Source organism: Streptomyces sp. HmicA12 (genome assembly GCF_000373565.1).
Taxonomy (GTDB): domain Bacteria; phylum Actinomycetota; class Actinomycetes; order Streptomycetales; family Streptomycetaceae; genus Streptomyces.
On record NZ_KB891820.1, the window covers coordinates 479363 to 498870 of the forward strand.

Genomic DNA, 19508 nt, shown 5'->3' on the forward strand with positions numbered 1-19508 from the left:
TCCGTTGCAGACGAAAGGACCCGCACATGCTGCGTCGTACCGCTCTCGCCGTCGCCTGCGCCGTCACCACAGGCGCGGCGGTCCTCCTGCTCCCCGCCCCGGCGCAGGCCGCCACCGTCGTCGTCGACACCACCGCCGAGCTGGACGCGGCCGTCTCCGACGCGTCCGCCGGTGACGTCATCCAGGTCAGGGCCGGCACCTACTACCCGACCGAGACCCTCCAGTCCACGGCCAACGGCACCTCCGGCAGCCCCGTCACGCTGCGCCCGTACGGCTCGGAGACCGTCAAGATCGACGGATCGTCCCTGCCCTCCGGCGACTGGATCCTCAAGCTCACCGCCGACTACTGGAACGTCTCCGGGATCACCTTCCAGAACTCCCCGGACAGCGCCGTCGTCTGCCAGTCCTGCACCGGCACGACCTGGAACAACATCAAGACGATCAACAACGGCGACTCCGGCTTCACCCTCACCGGGGACGCGACCGTGAACAACACGGTCAAGAACATCGACTCCTACGGCAACTACGACGCCGCCAACCACGGCGAGAACGCCGACGGCGTCGCCGTCAAGTACGGCTCCGGGACCGGCAACCTGGTCACCGGCGCCCGCCTCTACAACAACTCCGACGACGGCATCGACCTGTGGTCCTTCGCCTCCCCGGTGACCATCGAGCACTCCTGGGCCTTCGGCAACGGCAAGAACCGCTGGTCGGACTCCGCCTTCGCGGGCGACGGCAACGGCTACAAGCTCGGCGGCGACGGCGACACCGTCGCGCACGTCGTCAACAACTCCGCCGCCTGGGACAACGCGGGCAACGGCTTCACCGAGAACTCCAACACCGGCGCCATCGTCATCAACCGCACCACCGCCTACGCCAACGCCAAGTGGGGCCACTACTTCGCCACCGGCTCCGCGAAACTCGGCAAGAACCTCGCGGTGGGCAACGGCTCCGGCGCCGTCGCCAAGAGCGGTGCGGTGACGTCGGCGGGCAACAACTGGGACTCCGGGATCTCGACCCCGCCGTTCGTCTCCACGGACGCGACGACGACGTACAACGCGCGTTCCTCGTCCGGGACGCTGCCCGCGACGACGTTCCTGACGACGGGATCGTCGACGATCGGCGCGACGATGAACTGACGCGGCCGTCCGCCGACCCGCCCGCCCGAACGCCGCGGCCGGGCGGGTCAGTGGGTGTCGCTCACCCGAGCTGCCACAGCACGTACGTCACCAGGATCAGGAGCAGCCCGGCCAGCGCCATCACCGCGCCCAGGACCCGCAGGTAACCGGGGCGCGCGAGCAGGTTCGCCGAGCCGTCGAGCCCGTTCACCGACCCCACCACACCCCAGCTGTCGGACTGCTTCCGGCGGATGCGGTCGCAGCGCCGCGTGGTGATGCCGCGGAGGTCGAAGGCCCAGTTCATCCCGGTCCAGATCGCGACGACGCCACCCACGAGGAAGGCGCCCAGGATCACGGGGGAGGGGCCGTGTCCCGCGGCGGCGAGGGTAGCTCCGGCAGTCACGGTGGTCCGTCCTTGCTCCATCGGTTGTACGTGTGCTTGACGACCCTATGGGCACGGGTTCAACACCAGGTCAAGGGCGGTTCAGACCTGGGCAATGGCCATGAATGCGACCTGGCCGATATCGATCGGGTAAAAGACGTCGCGGGACCCCGTGTGATGCGCATAGACATGCGTCCACCTGCAACCCCTTCCACTGATGGGAGTTCGTGTGTCGACCCTCCGTAGGTCCACCAAAGTCGTGGGCGTCGCCGCCGCCTGTGCCCTGGCCGGCGGCATCGTCTACGGCACCGGCGCCGCGAGCGCCGACCACCCGACCGGGAAGACGACGGCCGAGCCGCACAACATCGGTCTTCTCGTGAAGGAGATCAAGAGCTACTACGGCGCCACTCAGGACGCGGACGGCGTCTGGCAGGCCTCGGCGGACAGCGCGTACGCCGACGACATGGCACGCATCACGGCCAAGGCCGAGCGAGACATCGACAGGGCCGCCAAGAAGGCGAAGAAGCACGGCGAGAAGCCCGCGGTCGTCTTCGACATCGACGACACGCTGCTGCTCAGCCTCGACTACGAGATCAAGACCAACTACGTCTACAACAGCGCGAGCTGGGCCGACTACGTGGCGCGGGCCGACCGCCCGGCCGTGCCCGGCACCCCCGACCTCATCGAGTACGCCACCCGCAAGGGCGTCGAGGTCTTCTACAACTCCGGGCTCAAGGAGACGCAGCGCGCCTCCGCCGTGGAGAACCTGAAGAAGGTCGGCATCGACGTCGATCTCGACGCCGACCACATCTTCCTCAAGGACACCGCCGCCCCGCCCGCCTATCTGAGCGGCTGCGCCACCGCGACCGCCTGGAACTGCACCACCGTCCAGTACAAGTCGGGCACCCGCAAGCACATCGAGGACCAGGGCTACGAGATCGTCGGCAACTTCGGCGACCAGTACTCCGACCTCGAGGGCGGCCACGCCGACAAGACGTACAAGTTCCCGAACCCCACCTACTACGTGGAGTGACGGCGCCCGTCACCCAGGCGGGTGGCAGGTGAGAACGCCCCCGCCGGGTCCCACCGGCGGGGGCGTTCTCGGTCCTTCTTCGTTATGGCTCAGTGAGCAGGGGAGTACCCGCCATGGTCGCCGTCATGCCTGTCGTACGACTGCGGCTCAGTCGTACGTGAGGTCGGAGGCCGTGTACCGGCAGTACGTACCGTCGGGGCCGCTGCCGATCTCGGTGGGCTCGTCACCGTCGTCGTTGCCCTCGTAGCGGACGCACGGCTTGATCTTCTTGCTGCTGTCGCCGTGGATCCGGACGTTGCGCAGCGCCGCCGTGTCACCGTAGTTGGAGTTGATGCCGACGATCGACTTGCCCGGCGCGGTGATGTCCACGTCGTTGACGATGATGTTCCGGTTCTTGTACTGCGTCGAGCAGTTGCCGCAACTGCGCACCAGCTTGCCGAAGTTCTCGACCTGGAACTTGGTGACGACCAGCTTCCCGGCGCCGTTGAACTGGAACACCTTGTCCGAGGCCGACTTCGCGCCGCCGCCGTACACCGTGTAGACGGCCGACGAGGACGTGCCCTTGAACGTGGCGGCGTCCTCGCCGACATCCTCCCACCACACGTTCTGCAGCGTGCAGCTGCCCGCGCAGTGGATGCCGTCGGCCGCGGGGGAGCCGATGATGACGTTCTTGAGGACCGCGCCGTCCTTCAGGTTGAAGATCGGGTCCTGGCCCTCTTCCTGGCCGTCGCCGCCCAGGTCGCCGGAGCCGTAATAGCGCTTGTAGCCGCCGTCGAGGGTGCCGGACACCGAGATGCTGCTGCTCACGGCCTGCTCGCCCTTGGCCGTGGGCCAGGCGGTCGCGGCGCCCGCGGAGCCGACCAGGCTGGTCGTGACGAGGGCGCCGCCGGTGAGGGCGAGCGCGGCCAGGCCGCCGATGGTGGTGCGCCTGCGGCTCAGGCGGCGGCGATGGCGTGGGGGTTGCTGGGGCTTCCTTGTCATACTCGGTAGTGGTCGCCCCGCGGGGAAAGGTTGCCGCGAAACGTCGGACCGGGCGGACTACTCGAAGTCCCCGCCCACCGCGGCCGGTTCACCCGCGCCGGTCCGCGCCGACACCGTGTACGTGTCGTCGGACGCGTCCCGCCCGCCGTCCGCGTGGTCGTACTGCCCGGCGAAGACGAACTCGCCGACGGGCACCGACTTCCCGGGCCTGAGCACCCAGCGGTACACCAGGAAGCCGTCCCGTTCCTCGACGGACACCGTGAAGTCCTCGGAGGGCAGCGAGCGCCAGCTTCCGGTGTCGGCGACGGCCCCGGTCTGCGCGACCTTCAACTCCACGGTCAGCGCGGAGAGTTGCTCCTTGGTCCTGAACGTGACGTCGCTCTGGCCCCAGTAGTCGTTGGACCCCGGATCGACGGACCCGTCCGACCACAGCGGACCGTCCGAGGTGCTGCTGGCGTCGGGCACCGCCGGTGGCCTGTCGTCGGCGCTCTTCGACGGCGTCGCGGGAGCCGACGCGGAGTCGTCGGTCCGCGGCGCGGAGTGCGAGGGCCGGCCGGTCGGGGTGGCCGAGGGCTCCGGGCCGTGCGAGGTGGCGGCCGGGGACGGCGGGTCGGGCGTCGGCGAGACGGCGACGGTCTGGCGCGGCCCGTCGTCGGGCCGCAGCGCCGCGCCGACCGCGAAACCGCCCACCGCGAGCACTCCCGCCACGCCCGCCGTCACCCCGACGACCCGCGCCCAGCCCGCGGCGGGCCCGCGTCGCGCGGGACGGACCCCGGCCGTCAGCGGCTCGGACATGCCGCGCTCGATCCGGGCCAGCATCCGCTCACGGTCCGGCCGGTGCGTGCCGGCGGCCTCGCGCAGCCGCTGCCGCAGCTCCTCGCTCATCGCCGACCTCCTTCCGTGGCATCAAGTGCCCTCGCACCGACCGCTCGTACGCGCCGGGGCGCGCTCGTGTTCAACGCGTCCTGCCCGAGCCGCCGTTCCAGCTCGGCCATGCCCTTCGACGTCTGGCTCTTCACCGTACCCACCGAGATCCCCAGGGCGAGCGCGGTGTCCTTCTCCGACAGGTCGAACGCGTGCCGCAACACGACACACGCGCGCTTGCGGAACGGCAGTTCCCGCAGCGCGCCCTGCACGTCGACGACGGCCGGCACGTCCGGACCCTCGGTGCGCTCCTGGCGGCCCGACCAGAACAGTGCCACGCGGCGCCGCTCGCGGACCGCGCTGCGTATACGAGTGCGCGCGAGATTGGCGACGACGCCGCGCGCGTACGCCACCGGGTGCTCGGCCGCCCGCACCCGGTCCCAGCGGTGCCAGAGCGCGAGCAGCGCGTCGGCGGCGAGGTCGTCGGCGGCGTCCGGCTCTCCCGTCAACAGGTGTGCGAGACGGGCGAGTTCGGCGTGATGCCGTTCGAAGAAGGCATGGAACTCGGCGGAGGCTGTGCCGTCTTCGGCGTCCACGACGGTGCTCACGCTGGTCCTCCCCTTGCTGTCCCTTGCGTGCGGCTCTGCGGCTCCGCGGCTCCGCGGGATGCGAGAGCGTACCAGCGTTACGTACGAAGGCTCGAAGGACGTACGTGGTATCGGACACGTCGGAGCGGTGGATTCCGTCCCTCTCGTCACGCCCATCTCGTAACACGGCGAAAACCTCAACTGCCGCTTCTGCGGGAACACTTCAGCCACCATCGCGCACAGCCGACCCGAGAAGAGGCGAGCACCCTCATGTCCGGCTCCGTCGACCGCTACTTCCACATCACACAGCGCGGCTCCACCTACCTCCGTGAAGTCCGCGGCGGATTCGCCACGTTCTTCACGATGGCGTACATCCTCGTCCTCAACCCCATCATCCTGGGCGGCGCCAAGGACAAGTACGGGCATCAGCTCGACGGCGCCGAACTGGTCACCGCCACCGCCCTGGTGGCCGCCGTGATGACCGTCATCATGGGCGTCGGCGGCAATCTGCCGCTCGCGCTCGCCGCGGGCCTCGGCATCAACGCCGTGGTCGCCTACCAGATCGCCCCGCTGATGAGCTGGCCCGACGCGATGGGCCTCATCGTCATCGAGGGGCTGCTCATCTGCGTCCTCGTCGTCACCGGTCTGCGCGAGGCGGTGATGCGGGCCATCCCGCGGGCGCTGAAACAGGCCATCAGCGTCGGCATCGGCCTGTTCATCGCGTTCATCGGCTTCATCGACGCCGGTTTCGCCACCCGCATCCCGGACGTCGCGCACACCACCGTCCCCGTCCAGCTCGGCGCCACCGGCGCGCTCTCCGGCTGGCCGATCCTGGTCTTCTGCCTCGGCGTGCTGCTCACCGTCGCCCTGATGGCGCGCCGCGTGAAGGGCGCCATCCTGATCAGCATCGTCACGATGACGATCCTCGCCGTCGTCATCAACTCGCTCGCCACCGTGAAGAGTTGGGGGCTCACCACACCCGAGCTGCCGGACGACGTCGTCTCCGCGCCCGACTTCGGGCTGCTCGGGAACTTCTCCCTGTTCGGCGCCTTCGACACCCCGGGCGTCGGCATCCTGACCGTGATCCTCCTGATCTTCACCCTCGTGCTGTCCGACTTCTTCGACACGATGGGCACGGTCGTCGGCATCTCGGCGGAGGCCGGACTCCTCGACGAGAGCGGCAACGTCCCGCACCTGGGACGCGTGCTGCTCATCGACGGCGCCGCGGCCGTCGCGGGCGGCGCCGCCTCCGCCTCCTCCTCGACCTCGTACATCGAATCGGCGGCAGGCGTCGGTGAGGGTGCCCGCACCGGCTTCGCGAACCTTGTCACGGGCGGTCTGTTCGCGCTCGCCCTCTTCCTGTCCCCGCTGCTCACGATCGTCCCGCTGCAGGCCGCCGCGCCCGCCCTCGTGGCCGTCGGCTTCCTGATGATGACGCAGGTCAAGTACGTCGACTGGGACCGCTTCGAGGTCGCGATACCCGCGTTCCTGACCGTCGTCGTCATGCCGTTCACGTACTCGATCACCAACGGCATCGGCGCCGGTTTCCTCGCCTACGTCGTGATCAAGACGGTGCTCGGCAAGGCGCGCGAGGTGCATCCGCTGCTGTGGGGCGCCGCGCTGCTGTTCCTCGTGTACTTCGCGATCGACCCGCTGGAGCAGCTGCTCGGCGTGACGGCGTAGCCCCCGACCTGCTGATCTACGCTGGGGCGGGCCAGAGGGGAGCGCGATGACGACGTACTGGGACGAGCTGTCCCGGCACCTGCGGGCCCGCGGCCTGCCGCCAGGGCACGTCACGGCGCTCGTCTGCGACCTCGCCGCGCACGGGAGCGGACCCGGCGCCACGGACCCGGCGGACGTGTTCGGCCCGGCCGACGCGTTCGCGGGCCGGCTGGTCCCGGGGGCGCCGTCGCCCGACGAACACGTCGAGACCTGGTGCTGGAGCGCCGACACCTACGCCGACGAGGCGCTCCTCGGCCGCTTCGGCGCCGAGGGCTGGGAGGTGGACCGCGTCGACGGCCTCGGCCGCTTCGTCAGCCACCGCGACCCGGAGCACCCCCGACGCTGGGAGTACCGCAGGGAACTGGTGCCCCGGGGGCGTGCCGAGAGGGACGCGGCACTGGCCCCCGAGGGCTGGGAGCCCTGCGGGACCTGGGTGGTCTACGGCTGGTACAAGCGGCCGGAGGCGGCGACGCCGAGCCCGGCATCGCCGCCTCCGGAGCCGGCCGCGGCCCCCTCCCGCCGTACGGCGTTCACGGCCCTCAGGAACCTCAGGAATCTCAGGAACCTCAGGAATCGCGGGAGGAGCCGCCGCTGAGGCGGCTTCCCCGCGGCTATCCCTTGAGGGCGGCCTGCATCATCGCCTTGGCGATCGGCGCGGCCAGTCCGTTGCCGCTGACCTCGGACCGCTCCGCGTTCGACTGCTCCACGACGACCGCGACGGCGACCGACTTCCCGCTCGAAGCGTCCTTCGCGTACGACGTGAACCAGGCGTAGGGCGTCTGGCTGTTGTTCTCGCCGTGCTGCGCCGTACCCGTCTTGCCGCCCACGGTCGCCCCGGCGATCTGCGCGTTCGTACCCGTGCCCGTGTTCACGACCGTCTCCATCGCGGACCGCAGCTGCGACGCGGTCTTCCCGCTGACGATGCGGGTGTCGTCGGAGTCCGGGAACGACGTGACGGTGTCACCGTCCGCGTCCGTGACCTCGGACACCATGTGCGGGGATGCCTGCCGGCCGTCGTTGGCGATGGTGGCCGACACCATCGCCATCTGCAGCGGCGTGGCCGTGACGTCGAACTGGCCGATGCCGGACAGGCCGGTCTGCGCGCCGTCCATGCCGGACGGGTACACGCTCTCGGCGGCCCGCACCGGCACGTCCTGCTTCGCGTCGTTGAACCCGAACTTCTCGGCCATCGCCCTGACCTTGTCCTGCCCCAGGTCGACGGCCATCTTCCCGAAGACGTTGTTGCAGGAGTACTGGAGCGCGGTCCTGATGGTCGCGTCCTCGCACGGAGCGGTCGAGCTCTCGTTCTTCAGGTACGTGCTCGTGCCCGGCAGCAGGAAGGGATTCGGCGAGTCGGTCTTCTCGTCGACCGACGAGTACAGCCCGTCCTCGAGGGCGGCCGCGGCGACGACCAGCTTGAACGTCGAGCCGGGTGGCAGCGCCTGCTTCAGCGCCCGGTTCACCGTCGGGTGGTCCTCGTCGGACGCCAGCGCCTTCCACGCCTTCGCGTCCGACGACCCCGACCCGCTGATCTTCGACGGGTCGTACGACGGCGTCGACACCATGCCGAGGACCTTCCCGGTGTCCGGGTCGATCGCGACGGCGGCGCCCTTCTTGTCGCCCAGCGCCTCGTACGCGGCCTTCTGCACGCCCGGGTCGATCGTCGTGATCACGTCACCGGGATCGGTGCTCTTCCCGGTGAGCGTGTCGACGGGGTTCTTCAGCTTGTTGTCGGTGCCGTCGAGCACGTCCTGGTAGATCGACTCCAGCTGCGTGGAGCCGTACACCTGCGACGTGTAGCCGGTCACCGCCGAGTACAGCGCACCGTCCTTGTAGGTCCGCTTGTAGTCGAGGTCGCTGTCGCCACCCGTTCTCGTGGAGCCGGTCACCGCCTCTCCGCCCACGATGATGTCGCCGAGCGGGTTCGCGTACTGCTCCATCACATTGCGTCGGTTGTTCTTGTCGTCCGCGAGGGCCTGGCCTTCGTAGTACTGCACCCACGTCACCCTGACCAGCAGGGCGAGCACGAGCAGCAGACAGAAGACGGAGGCGCGCCTGATCGTCTTGTTCATCCCGCACAGAAGACGAGCGAACCGGGCCCGTTCGTTCCGATAAGCCCGGTTTTCTCAGAAAGCTCTCACGAACCGCCGCGCGGCCCGGGGGTCAGAGCCGACGCGTGGCGAGGGTCAGCCGGTCCCGCGCGTCGAACAGCGCGTCCTTCACCATCTGCTCGTGCGCGGGCGTCAGCCGGGCCACCGGCACCGAGCACGAGATCGCGTCCCGCGCCGGGGTCCGGTAGGGGATCGCGACGCCGAAGCAGCGCAGCCCCAGCGTGTTCTCCTCGCGGTCCACGGCGAAGCCCTGCTCCCGCACCGCGTGCAGCTCCTCGATGAGCTTCTCGCGGTCGGTGATCGTGTGCTCGGTCAGCGCGGGCAGCGTCTCGGGGAGCATCTTGCGGACCTGCTCGTCGGTGTGGGTGGCGAGCAGCGCCTTGCCGAGCGACGTCGAGTGGGCGGGCAGCCGGCGGCCCACCCGCGTGAAGGGCCGCAGGTAGTGCTGCGACTGGCGGGTGGCCAGGTAGACCACGTTCGTACCGTCGAGCCGCGCCAGGTGAATGGTCTCGGTCGTGTCGTCGGAGAGCCGGTCCAGGGTGGGCCGGGCGGCGGCGACGACCTCGTCACCGTCGATGTACGAGGTGCCGACGAGCAGCGCCCGTACCCCGATCCCGTACCGCGTCCCGGTCGCGTCGGTCTCCACCCAGCCCAGCTCGACGAGCGTGCGCAGCAGCATGTACAGGCTGGACTTGGGATATCCGACGGCCTCCTGGACCGCGGCCAGGGAGTGCATTCCGGGACGGCCCGCGAAGTATTCGAGCAACTCGACCGTCCGCACCGCCGACTTGACCTGCGCGCCACCTGCCGCGCCGCCCGCTGTGGCCCCCGTCTCGCCTGCCGACATCGCCCTTGACCCCTTCGTTCGACGAGAAATAGTCTCCATGGAGTTCATCAACAGAGACAGCGTTCAGTATATCGAACGACCCTCGCGGCTCGTCCGGCGAGCCGCGAGAAAAGCTGGAGGAATTCGCCGTGGCAGCAGCACCAGTCTGGAGTGTGGACCCCCGAACCGGGAAGCAGCGGGAGCAGGTTGCGGTCGAGGCCACGGCCCAGGAAGTGGACCAGGCGGTCCGCGCCGCCCAGGAGGCCCGCTCCGCCCTCGCCGACCGCACCGTCCGCGCCGCCTTCCTGCGCACCGCGGCCGACCTGCTCGACGAGGCCGGGGCCCACCTGGTCGAGGCCGCCGACGCGGAGACCGCGCTCGGCCCGGTCCGGCTCACCGGTGAACTCGCCCGTACGTGCTTCCAGTTGAGGAAGTTCGCGGACGTCGTCGACGAGGGCGCCTTCCTCGGCGTCGTCATCGACCACCCGGACGACACCGCGACCCCGCCCGTCCCGGACCTGCGCCGCTACAAGATCCCGCTGGGCGTCGTCGCCGTGTACTCGGCGTCGAACTTCCCCTTCGCCTTCTCGGTCCCCGGCGGTGACACGGCGAGCGCGCTCGCGGCCGGCTGCCCGGTCGTCGTCAAGGCGCACCCCGACCACCCCGCCACCTCCGAACTGGTCGCCTCGGTGATCCGCCGGGCCGCCGTTCAGCACGGCATCCCGGAGAGTGTGCTGGGCCTGGTCCACGGCTTCGAGGCCGGCGTCGAGCTGGTCAAGCACCCGCTGGTCGCGGCGGCCGGTTTCACCGGTTCCGTACGCGGCGGACGCGCCCTCTTCGACGCGGCCGCGGCCCGCCCGGTGCCGATCCCGTTCCACGGCGAGCTGGGCTCGCTCAACCCGGTCGTCATCACCGAGGCGGCCGCGGCCGAGCGTCCGGACGCCATCGGCGCGGGCCTCGCGGGCTCGATGACCCTGGGCGTCGGCCAGTTCTGCGTCAAGCCCGGCCTGGTCTTCGCGCCGCGCGGCGAGGCGGGCGACAGCCTGGTCAAGTCGCTGACGGCCGCCGTCAGCGACACCGCGGCGGGCGTGCTCCTGGACCACCGCATGCGCGACAACTTCATCGCCGGAGTCGCCGAGCGCGCCGAACTCCCGGACGTGTCCGCCCCGGTCACGCCGGGCGCGGGCGGCGCGCACACGGTGTCGCCCGGCTTCCTCACGGTCCCGGCCGCGCGCCTGGCCGTCGAGGGCGGCGCGCACGACCTGCTCCTCGAGGAGTGCTTCGGCCCGGTCACGGTCGTCGCCCGCTACGACTCGGCCGACGAGGTCACCGCGGTCCTCGGCCGCCTCCCCGGCAACCTCACGGCGACGGTCCAGCTGTCCTCGGCGGAGGCCGCGGGCGAGGGCCGGGGCGCCGAGCTGCTCACCGAGCTCACCCCCATCGCCGGACGCGTCCTGGTCAACGGCTGGCCGACCGGCGTCGCCGTCGCCCCCGCCCAGCACCACGGCGGCCCCTACCCGGCGACGACCTCCACCTCGACGTCCGTCGGCGGCACCGCGATCGAGCGCTGGCTGCGCCCGGTCACGTACCAGACGACCCCCGAGGCACTGCTCCCCGCGGAGCTGCGCGACGACAACCCGCTGGGCCTGCCGCGTCGCTACAACGGCCGCCTGGAAAACTGAGGGCATGGAACTCCAACTCCCCGAACTGCCCTTCCCGCTGCGCACGTACGGTCCCGACGGCCACTGGTCGCACGAGGACGGGGTGCTCACCGGCTGGGCGGGCGCCCGCCAGGACCGTTTCGTGCCGCCCACGGGCGACAGCCTCGACCCCGCGTCCGACGCGCCGCGCCTGCTCGGCGCGCCGGAGGGCGACTTCCAGCTGATAGCGCGGGTCACCGTCGGCTTCGCTGCCGCCTTCGACGCGGGAGTGCTCTACCTCCACGTGGGGGACCGGGAGTGGGCGAAGCTCTGCTTCGAGCGTTCCCCGGACGAGCCGACCATCTGCACGGTCGTCACGCGCGGCCACTCCGACGACGCGAACGCCTATGTCGTTCCCGGGAGTTCGGTGTGGCTGCGGGTGAGCCGCACCGGCTCGGCGTTCGCGTTCCACGCCTCGGCCGACGGGGAGAAGTGGACCTTCATCCGCATCTTCTCCCTCGGCGACGAGAAGTCCGCGGCGGCGGCGCTGGTCGGGTTCCTGGCGCAGTCGCCGGTCGGTGAGGGGTGCGTCGTCACGTACGACCACATCGAGTTCCGGCCGAACTGGCCGCAGGGGCTCCGCGACGGGTCCTGAGCGTCGCGTGCGGGGGCGCCGTCGAGGGCGGGCCTCTTCGCCCGGCGGGTGCGGGTCCGGTGGGGCTTCTCGCGCAGTTCCCCGCGCCCCTGAGATGCGCACTGCGTGCGCCATCTCAGGGGCCGCCGCAGTCCCGGGGGGAACCGCCTCGCCCCGCACCCCGTCTACCCGGTCATGATCCGCACCGCCGTCCCCGCCGACGCCCCCACCGTCGTCGCCCTGCACCGCCGGGCCCGCGCCACCTACTACCCCGACGGCTTCCCGGAGGGCGACACCTCCGAGCTCTGGGAGGAGCGGTGGGCGCAGGCCATCGTCCGGCCCCGCGCCCACGTCCTGCTCTGCGTCCGCGACGGCGCCGTCGTCGGGCTCGCCTCCTTCCGGCGGCCCGACGAGGCCCCGCGCGGCACGGTCAAGCTCTTCCAGTTCCACACCGACCCCGCCCACTGGCGCCGCGGCGTCGGCACGGAGCTGCACGCCGCCTGCGTCGAGCAGTGGCGCGCGGACGGCGTGCGCGAGGCGGTGCTCGACGTGCACCGGGACAACCAGCGCGCCCAGGCCTTCTACGCGGCCCGGGGCTGGACCGCCGCGGGCGGTGTCGACACCCACCGTGAGCTGCGGCTCACCCTGCCCCGGGAATGAGCGGAGGCGGCATCCGGTTGTACCGGACGGCGCAGGGCACCCCCTGCCCGTAGGCACATACCGTACGTAACCAGCTGGAGCGAGAGACCCCATGCGCGTCGAGATCTGGACCGACATCAACTGCCCCTTCTGCTACATCGGCAAGTCCCGGTTCGAGCAGGCCCTCGACGCCTTCCCGCACAAGGACGAGGTCGAGGTCGTGCACCGCTCCTTCGAGCTGGACCCGACGGTCAAGAAGGGCGACACCGGTCTCGTCGTCCCGCACATCGCGAAGAAGTACGGCATCAGCGAGGCCCAGGCCGCCGCCAACGAGCAGGGCCTCGGACAGCAGGCCGCCTCGCTCGGCCTGCCCTACCTCACCGAGGGCCGCGACTACGGCAACAGCTTCGACCTGCACCGCCTGCTGCACCTGGCCAAGGACAAGGGCCTCCAGGACGCGCTGATCGACGCCCTGTACAAGGGCAACTTCGTCGACCGGGAGTCCGTCTTCGCCGACGAGGAGCACGTCGTGCGGCTCGCCGTCGGGGCGGGCCTGGACGAGGCCGACGTACGCGGTGTCCTCGCCGACCCCGACGCGTACGCCGACGACGTCCGCGCCGACGAGCGCGAGGCGGCCGAGCTCGGCGCGACCGGCGTGCCGTTCTTCGTCCTCGACCGCAAGTACGGCGTCTCCGGCGCCCAGCCCGCCGAGGTCTTCACGCAGGCGCTCACCCAGGCGTGGGGCGACCGGCCGGCCCCGCTGAAGACCCTCGCGGACGGCGACACCTGCGGCCCCGAGGGCTGCGCGGTCCCGCAGGCCTGAGCGGCGCACATAAGCGTTCCTAAGAGGTACTGCTCAAACATCCGCAATGGACGGGTAGTTGGCGGCGGGGCACAGTGGTGCCATGGAGACCTCAGGTGACCTCGATCTCAGCCTCGTAGCGGCTCAGTACAGCCCCGCCACCACCTATCTGAACACCGCAAGCTCCGGCCTCCTCCCCGCCCGCGCCGCCCACGCGATGCGCGAGGCGATCGTCGCGATGACCGAGGGCCGGCCCATCGACTCCCTCTTCGCCGACGTGGAGGAGGCGCGGGCGGCCTTCGCGCGCATCGCGGGCGTCCCCGTGGCCCGGGTGGCGACCGGCGCGTCCGTCGCCGTGCACACCGGGCTGATCGCCGCCGCCCTGCCCGACGGCGCCGAAGTCCTCGTCGCGGAGGGCGAGTTCAGCTCCACGATCAACCCCTTCCACGTACGCGAGGACCTCAAGGTCCGCACCGTCCCGCTGGAGTCGCTCGCCGAGTCCGTACGCCCCGGCACGGCCCTGGTCGCGGTCAGCGCGGCCCAGTCGGCGGACGGCCGGGTCACCGACCTGACGGAACTGCGGGCGGTCACGCGCGAGCACGGCGCCCGGCTCTACGTCGACGCGTCCCAGGCCGCGGGCTGGTTCCCGCTCGCGGAACACGCCGCCGCCGCGGACTACGTCTCCTCCGTCGCCTTCAAGTGGCTCACCTGCCCGCGCGGCGCGGCCTTCTTCATCGGCCCCGGGGACCCCGACGAGCTGACGCCCGTCTTCGGCGGCTGGGTGGCGGGGGAGAAGCCCTGGGACAGCTGCTACGGCCCGGTCACCGAGCTCGCCCGCTCCGCGCGCCGCTTCGACGAGACCCCGAGCCTGATCTCGTACACCGGAGCCCGCCAGTCCCTCGCCCTGATCGAGGAGTTGGGCCCGGAGGCGATCCGCGCCCACGACCTCGCGCTCGCCGCCCGCTTCCGCGCGGGACTCGCGGAACTGGGCCGGGAGCCGGTCCCGGCCCCGGACTCGCCGATCGTCTCCGTCCCCGGACTGGGCGCACGACAGCCGGAGTTGCACGACCACGGCATCGAACTCTCCGACCGCGCGGGCAACTTGAGGGCCTCCTTCCACCTGTACAACACCACCGACGACGTCGACCGGCTCCTGGACGCGCTGTCGCGCTGAGAGTCTGTGTGCCGGCACAGTCCCCCACCCCTGGCGTCCGGGCCCGCCGGACGCTAGGAAGGCAGTACGAGGTGGTGGTGCCGGTGGCTCGCACGGACCCGACTGACCCCGTGGAGCGGACAGGGCAGGCCGGCCGGCCCGGCCCGACGACGTCCGACGCGGAACTGCACCGACGGCTGATCTACGGCGACGAGGCGGCGCTCTCCGAGGCCTACGACGTCTACGGCGGGCTCGTGCGCCACGTCGCCGTCCGCGTGACCCGCACGGCCGGGGCCGCGGACGACGTGGCGCAGGAGGTCTTCGCCCACCTGTGGGCCCGGCCCTACGCCTTCGACGCGGGCCGCGGCTCACTGCGCACCTGGCTCACCATGCTCGCGCACCGGCGCGCGGTCGACTGGGTGCGCAGCGAGGCCCGGCACCGCAAGGCGACCGCCGCGGACGACGAGGTGCTGCACGCCATCCCCGCGGACGATCCGGGCCCCGACGAGCGGGTCGTCGACCGGGAACGCTCGCTGCTGCTCCACTCGGCCCTGGCCGAACTCCCTTTGCCGCAGCGGCAGGTGGTGCACCTGGCCTACTTCGCGGGCCGCACCTACCGCCAGGCGGCACAGGAGCTCGGCATCCCCGAGGGCACCGCCAAGACCCGGCTGCGCACGGCCCTGCACCGGCTGGCCGAAACCCTGGCGGATCCGCCCGATCCGGCCTATGAAAGGGGTGCGTGATGGCGGACCGCACCCGGGCCGACGCATCGGCCGACGTACCGAAGGGAGCGCGTGGATGACACCGGACGCCTACGACCACGAGCCGGACCACGCACCCGATCACGCGTCGGTGCGCGAACTCCTCGGAGCCTGGGCCGTCCACGCCCTGCCCCCGGACGAACAGCGGCTCGTGCCCCCGCACCTGGCCGACTGCGCGACGTGCGCGGCGGAGGCGGAGCGCCTGCGCGAGACGGTACGGATCCTGGACGGCCCGGACACCGAGGCCCTCGCGTCCGTCGCGTCCGCCTCGTCCGCCTCGTCCGCCTCGTCCGTCTCGTCCGTCGCGCCCCACCGCCGGACCGCCATGAACGAGACCCTGACCCGGGCCCTGGCCCAGCGCCCACCCGTGCCCCGCGCCACCACCCCGCACGCGGAGCCCTACGCCGCCGCGGTCGCCGCCCTCCAGGCGCTGCTGGCGGAGGCGGACGCGGGGACCTGGCAGACCCTGGTGATCCACGGCTGGACCGTGCAGGACACGGTCGCCCACCTCATCGCCGCCGACGAACACCTCGCCGCCCGTCTGGGCCTGCCGCCGAGCGCGCCGTCCGCCTCGCCCGACCCTCAGGGCGACACGGCCTGGCGCACCGAGTGGGCCTCCCGCACCCACCGCGTGATCACCCATGAACGCGGCCGTGCCCCCGCGGAGACCGTGGCCACCTGGCGCGCCCAGGCCGCCGCGCTGCTCGGCACCGAAGCCGCCCGCGACCCCGAACTGGCCGCCCGCGCCGCGGTGTTGCTCGGCATCCGGCTGCCCGTCGCCGACCACTTCCTGATCCGTGCCTTCGAGACCTGGATCCACGCCGACGACATCGGCCGCGCCCTGCGGCGCCCGGTGCCCCCGCCGCCCGCCGCGCACCTGTGGCGCCTGGTCCGCCTCGCGGTGCGCATCCTCGGCCTGGCGCTCGGCCCGCAGGCCCCGCCGGTCGCGCTCACCGTCACGGACGAGACGCGCAGCACCGAGTGGATCCTCGGCTCGGAGGACGAACCGGTCCGCGGTGAACTCGCCCTGGATCCGGTCGACTTCTGTCTGCTGATCGGCGGCCGTGCCGCCGCCGACGCCGTCCCCCGCGGCACGGGCGGCGACCCGCGGGCCGTCCAGGCCGTGCTCGACCGGGCGGCGCGGCTCGCCTGGCTGTGAGGAGCCCGTGCGCTACTGCGGGCACTCCCCGGAGTCGGCGCACAGGTTCGCCTCCACCAGGCCGAGCAGCCTGGTGAACTCGGCCTGGTCCGCGGCCGAGAGGCCCGCGAGCGTCCGCTCCTCCAGCGCGCTCCACACCCCGGCCACGTCGTCCAGGAGCCCGCAGCTCTGGTCGGTCGCCTCGACGAGCACCGCGCGCCGGTCGCGCGGGTCGGGCGAGCGCCGCACATGCCCGGCGTGCTCCAGGCGCTGCAGCATCTTGGTCACCGTCGACGGATCCAGCTCGACGGCCTTGATCAGGTCGGACTGACGCACCGGCCCCCTGTCCCACAGATGCATCATCACGAACTCCTGCCCCGGGTAGAGGCCGAGCCCGCGCAGTCTGCGGCCGGCGGCGACACGGTGCAGGCGGGCGACCCGCGCGAGGGCGAGACTGACCGGGCCGCCGTTCGCGACGGCGGGCAGAGCGGTACAGGCAGGTTCCTCGGACGGGGACATGGGTGCTCCTGTGGGTGGTTCCGGGCTTCACGGAAACATTACCTTGGTCGGCCAATGAATGCGCTACAGTGACGTCAGCGCAATTGATTGGCCGACCACATAACTCCGTGGCGGACCCGTACCGATGTTGATCGGAGCAGTCATGACCACCGCTTTCGACCCGCTCGACCTCTCCGGCACCCGGATCGCCAACCGCATCGCGATGGCCCCGATGACCCGTAGCCGGGCCGGCGCCGGCGGCACCGCCACCGACCTGACGGCCGAGTACTACGCGCAGCGCGCCTCCGCGGGCCTGATCATCTCGGAGGGCGTCCAGCCCTCGGCGGTGGGCCAGGGCTACGCCTGGACGCCGGGCCTGCACAGCGAGGAGCAGATCGCCTCCTGGCGCAAGGTCACCGACGCCGTGCACGCCGACGGTGGCGTGATCTTCGCCCAGATCATGCACGCGGGCCGGATCAGCCACCCGTCGCTGCAGCCGGACGGCGGGCTGCCGGTGGCGCCGTCCGCCGTGGCGCCGGAGGGCAAGGCGTTCACGAACGACGGCTTCCAGGACTTCGTCGCGCCGCGCGAGCTGACCGCCGACGAGATCCGCGCCACGATCGCCGACTTCGCCGACGCCGCGCGCGCCGCGATACAGGCGGGCTTCGACGGCGTCGAACTGCACGGTGCCAATGGGTACTTGATCCACCAGTTCCTCGCGCCCGGCTCCAACGAGCGCACCGACGAGTGGGGCGGCAGCGTCGAGAACCGCGCCCGGTTCGCCGTCGAGGTCGTGAAGGCCGTCGCCGCGGCCGTCGGCGCCGAGCGCACCGCCCTGCGCATCTCGCCGCTGAACCCGTACAACTCGATGTCGGGGACCGACACGGCCGAGGTCTACGAGGTGCTGATCGCCGGGATCGAGCCGCTCGGCATCGCCTATCTGCACGTTCTGGAGGCCGTGCCGGAGGTCCGCGAGGTCACCGCCGACCTGCGCAAGCGGTTCACCGGCACCTTCTTCCTCAACGCGTTCACCGAGGGCCCGACCGACCACCGGGCGCTCGCCCTGATCGAGGACGGGCTCGCCGACGTGCTCACCTTCGGCGCCCTGTTCCTCGCCAACCCGGACCTGCCGGCCCGGCTCAGGACGGAGGGGCCGTACAACACCCCCGACCCGTCCTCGTTCTTCGGCGGCGACGCGAAGGGCTACACGGACTACCCGGCCCGGTAACGGCGGCCGGACACCACGACAGCAGGGGCGGGACCGTGACCGGTCCCGCCCCTGCTGTCGTACGGAGAAGCGCTACTTCACCGGGGTGAACTCCCGCGCGCCGATGAACTCGGGACGCCGCACGGGTGCCGCGAACGGCTCCACCGCCTCGTTCTCCACGCTGTTGAACACGATGAAGACGTTGCTGCGCGGGAACGGGGTGATGTTGTCCCCGGAGCCGTGCATGGCGTTGCAGTCGAACCAGGTCGCGGAGCCCGCCTTGCCGGTGAACAGGCGTATGCCGTGCCGGTCGGCGAACTTGGTCAGCGCCTCGTCGCTCGGCGTGCCCGCGTCCTGCATCTGCAGCGACTTCTTGTAGTTGTCCTTCGGCGTCTCGCCCGCGCAGCCGAGGAACGTCTTGTGCGAGCCGGGCATGATCATGAGCCCGCCGTTGGTGTCGTAGTTCTCCGTCAGCGCGAGGGAGAGGGACACCGTGCGCATGTGGGGCAGACCGTCCTCGGCGTGCCAGGTCTCGAAGTCCGAGTGCCAGTAGAAGCCCGAGGCGCCGAAGCCCGGCTTGACGTTGATCCGCGACTGGTGGACGTAGACGTCCGAACCGAGGATCTGGCGAGCCCGGCCCACGACCCGCTCGTCGCGGACCAGGTTCGCGAAGATCTCACTGATCTTGTGCACTTCGAAGACCGTACGGATCTCCTGCGAGTTCGGCTCGACGATGGAGCGCTCGTCGGAGCGCATCGTCGGGTCGCTGACCAGGCGGTTCAACTCGGCCTGGTACGTGCCGATCTCCTCCGGGCCGATCAGCTCCTCCATGGCCAGGAAGCCGTCCTCCTCGAAGGAGGTGAGATCCGACTGTCGGATCGGGCCGCGCGCCTCGGGCGGCGACCAGACGACCGGGTCGACACGGGGCGTGGCCACCTCGGAGGCGCCGCGGGTCGGATACAGGTCGGTGACAGCGGTCATCTGGCTCAGCCCTCCTCGGTCAGCAGCGGGTAGACGCCGTTCTCGTCGTGGTCCTCCCGTCCGGTGACCGGCGGGTTGAACACGCACACGCAGCGGAAGTCCGTCTTGGGCCGCAGCGTGTGGCGCTCGTGGCCGTTCAGGAGATACATCGTCCCCGGCTCGATCCAGTGCTTCTCGCCGGTCTCCCGGTTCTCGAGCTCGGCCTCGCCCTCGACGCACAGCACGGCCTCGATGTGGTTGGCGTACCACATGTCGGTCTCCGTGCCGGCGTAGAGAATCGTCTCGTGCAGGGAGAAGCCGACCTTCTCCTTGGCCAGGACGATGCGCTTGCTCTCCCAAGTGCCGGTCGCCGACTTAATGTGCCGGTCGGTGTTCTCGATCTCCTTGAACGAACGGACAATCACGGTGAGTTGCTGCCTCTCTAATATTTC

Annotated in this window: 21 protein-coding genes; 12 read left to right on the forward strand and 9 right to left on the reverse strand. The window is 71.2% G+C overall.

Features of this window, described 5'->3' with window-relative positions:
• Positions 1–26 precede the first annotated feature (26 nt).
• The gene (locus B072_RS0128490) at positions 27–1139 is read left to right on the forward strand and encodes a right-handed parallel beta-helix repeat-containing protein (RefSeq protein WP_018533368.1); all 1113 of its coding nucleotides are present in this window, start codon (positions 27–29) and stop codon (positions 1137–1139) included.
• Between the two features lie 61 nt (positions 1140–1200).
• Here B072_RS0128490 and B072_RS0128495 read toward each other — a convergent pair whose 3' ends face one another.
• Positions 1201–1521, reverse strand: coding sequence for a hypothetical protein (locus B072_RS0128495; protein WP_234018934.1), 321 nt, complete (start codon positions 1519–1521; stop codon positions 1201–1203).
• A 208-nt stretch (positions 1522–1729) separates the two neighbouring features.
• Between B072_RS0128495 and B072_RS0128500 the strand changes: the two genes are divergently transcribed.
• On the forward strand, positions 1730–2533 hold the full coding sequence (locus B072_RS0128500; RefSeq protein ID WP_234018935.1) for an HAD family acid phosphatase: 804 nt from the start codon (positions 1730–1732) through the stop codon (positions 2531–2533).
• A gap of 147 nt (positions 2534–2680) precedes the next feature.
• On the opposite strand, the gene B072_RS0128505 is transcribed toward B072_RS0128500, so the two are convergent.
• The 3 genes from B072_RS0128505 to B072_RS0128515 are packed head-to-tail and all read right to left on the reverse strand — an operon-like array spanning position 2681 to position 4986.
• On the reverse strand, positions 2681–3514 hold the full coding sequence (locus B072_RS0128505; RefSeq protein ID WP_018533371.1) for a pectate lyase: 834 nt from the start codon (positions 3512–3514) through the stop codon (positions 2681–2683).
• 57 nt (positions 3515–3571) lie between these two features.
• A complete protein-coding gene (locus B072_RS0128510; protein WP_018533372.1) occupies positions 3572–4399 on the reverse strand; it encodes a hypothetical protein in 828 nt (275 codons plus the stop codon).
• On the reverse strand, positions 4396–4986 hold the full coding sequence (locus tag B072_RS0128515; RefSeq protein ID WP_018533373.1) for a SigE family RNA polymerase sigma factor: 591 nt from the start codon (positions 4984–4986) through the stop codon (positions 4396–4398). The genes B072_RS0128510 and B072_RS0128515 overlap by 4 nt, the downstream gene beginning before the upstream one ends.
• A 249-nt stretch (positions 4987–5235) precedes the next feature.
• Between B072_RS0128515 and B072_RS0128520 the strand changes: the two genes are divergently transcribed.
• Positions 5236–6648, forward strand: a complete 1413-nt coding sequence (locus B072_RS0128520) for an NCS2 family permease (RefSeq protein ID WP_018533374.1) — start codon at positions 5236–5238, stop codon at positions 6646–6648.
• 46 nt (positions 6649–6694) lie between these two features.
• Positions 6695–7282, forward strand: a complete 588-nt coding sequence (locus B072_RS44255) for a hypothetical protein (RefSeq protein ID WP_018533375.1) — start codon at positions 6695–6697, stop codon at positions 7280–7282.
• Positions 7283–7298: 16 nt separating this feature from the next.
• Here the strand turns inward: B072_RS44255 and B072_RS0128530 are convergent, their stop codons facing one another.
• Together B072_RS0128530 and B072_RS0128535 are read right to left on the reverse strand one after the other, a co-directional pair.
• Positions 7299–8759 (reverse strand): peptidoglycan D,D-transpeptidase FtsI family protein, encoded by a 1461-nt coding sequence (locus tag B072_RS0128530; RefSeq protein ID WP_018533376.1) that lies wholly within the window; start codon positions 8757–8759, stop codon positions 7299–7301.
• A gap of 91 nt (positions 8760–8850) precedes the next feature.
• Positions 8851–9645, reverse strand: a complete 795-nt coding sequence (locus B072_RS0128535; RefSeq protein WP_018533377.1) for an IclR family transcriptional regulator — start codon at positions 9643–9645, stop codon at positions 8851–8853.
• A gap of 128 nt (positions 9646–9773) precedes the next feature.
• On the opposite strand from B072_RS0128535, the gene B072_RS0128540 reads away from it, so the two are divergent.
• The 7 genes from B072_RS0128540 to B072_RS0128570 all read left to right on the forward strand — a co-directional run bounded on the left by B072_RS0128540 (position 9774) and on the right by B072_RS0128570 (position 16412).
• Positions 9774–11306 carry an aldehyde dehydrogenase (NADP(+)) gene (locus tag B072_RS0128540; RefSeq protein ID WP_026246388.1) on the forward strand — a complete coding sequence of 511 codons (1533 nt, stop codon included), beginning with the start codon at positions 9774–9776 and terminating at the stop codon, positions 11304–11306.
• Between the two features lie 4 nt (positions 11307–11310).
• Positions 11311–11919 (forward strand): DUF1349 domain-containing protein, encoded by a 609-nt coding sequence (locus B072_RS0128545; protein WP_018533379.1) that lies wholly within the window; start codon positions 11311–11313, stop codon positions 11917–11919.
• A 174-nt stretch (positions 11920–12093) separates the two neighbouring features.
• Positions 12094–12558 (forward strand): GNAT family N-acetyltransferase, encoded by a 465-nt coding sequence (locus B072_RS0128550; protein ID WP_018533380.1) that lies wholly within the window; start codon positions 12094–12096, stop codon positions 12556–12558.
• Positions 12559–12649: 91 nt separating this feature from the next.
• Positions 12650–13360, forward strand: coding sequence for a DsbA family oxidoreductase (locus tag B072_RS0128555; protein ID WP_018533381.1), 711 nt, complete (start codon positions 12650–12652; stop codon positions 13358–13360).
• 82 nt (positions 13361–13442) lie between these two features.
• A complete protein-coding gene (locus B072_RS0128560; RefSeq protein ID WP_018533382.1) occupies positions 13443–14513 on the forward strand; it encodes an aminotransferase class V-fold PLP-dependent enzyme in 1071 nt (356 codons plus the stop codon).
• A 110-nt stretch (positions 14514–14623) separates the two neighbouring features.
• A complete protein-coding gene (locus tag B072_RS0128565; RefSeq protein WP_420707584.1) occupies positions 14624–15235 on the forward strand; it encodes an RNA polymerase sigma factor in 612 nt (203 codons plus the stop codon).
• A 55-nt stretch (positions 15236–15290) separates the two neighbouring features.
• The gene (locus B072_RS0128570; RefSeq protein ID WP_018533384.1) at positions 15291–16412 is read left to right on the forward strand and encodes a maleylpyruvate isomerase family mycothiol-dependent enzyme; all 1122 of its coding nucleotides are present in this window, start codon (positions 15291–15293) and stop codon (positions 16410–16412) included.
• 12 nt (positions 16413–16424) lie between these two features.
• On the opposite strand, the gene B072_RS0128575 is transcribed toward B072_RS0128570, so the two are convergent.
• Positions 16425–16910 (reverse strand): MarR family winged helix-turn-helix transcriptional regulator, encoded by a 486-nt coding sequence (locus tag B072_RS0128575; RefSeq protein WP_018533385.1) that lies wholly within the window; start codon positions 16908–16910, stop codon positions 16425–16427.
• A gap of 142 nt (positions 16911–17052) precedes the next feature.
• Between B072_RS0128575 and B072_RS0128580 the strand changes: the two genes are divergently transcribed.
• Complete coding sequence (locus B072_RS0128580) at positions 17053–18117, forward strand: alkene reductase (protein WP_018533386.1); 1065 nt, start codon at positions 17053–17055, stop codon at positions 18115–18117.
• A 72-nt stretch (positions 18118–18189) separates the two neighbouring features.
• Here B072_RS0128580 and thpD read toward each other — a convergent pair whose 3' ends face one another.
• Positions 18190–19077, reverse strand: coding sequence for an ectoine hydroxylase (gene thpD, locus B072_RS0128585; RefSeq protein WP_018533387.1), 888 nt, complete (start codon positions 19075–19077; stop codon positions 18190–18192).
• Positions 19078–19082: 5 nt separating this feature from the next.
• Positions 19083–19481 carry an ectoine synthase gene (locus B072_RS0128590; protein WP_018533388.1) on the reverse strand — a complete coding sequence of 133 codons (399 nt, stop codon included), beginning with the start codon at positions 19479–19481 and terminating at the stop codon, positions 19083–19085.
• Positions 19482–19508 lie beyond the last annotated feature (27 nt).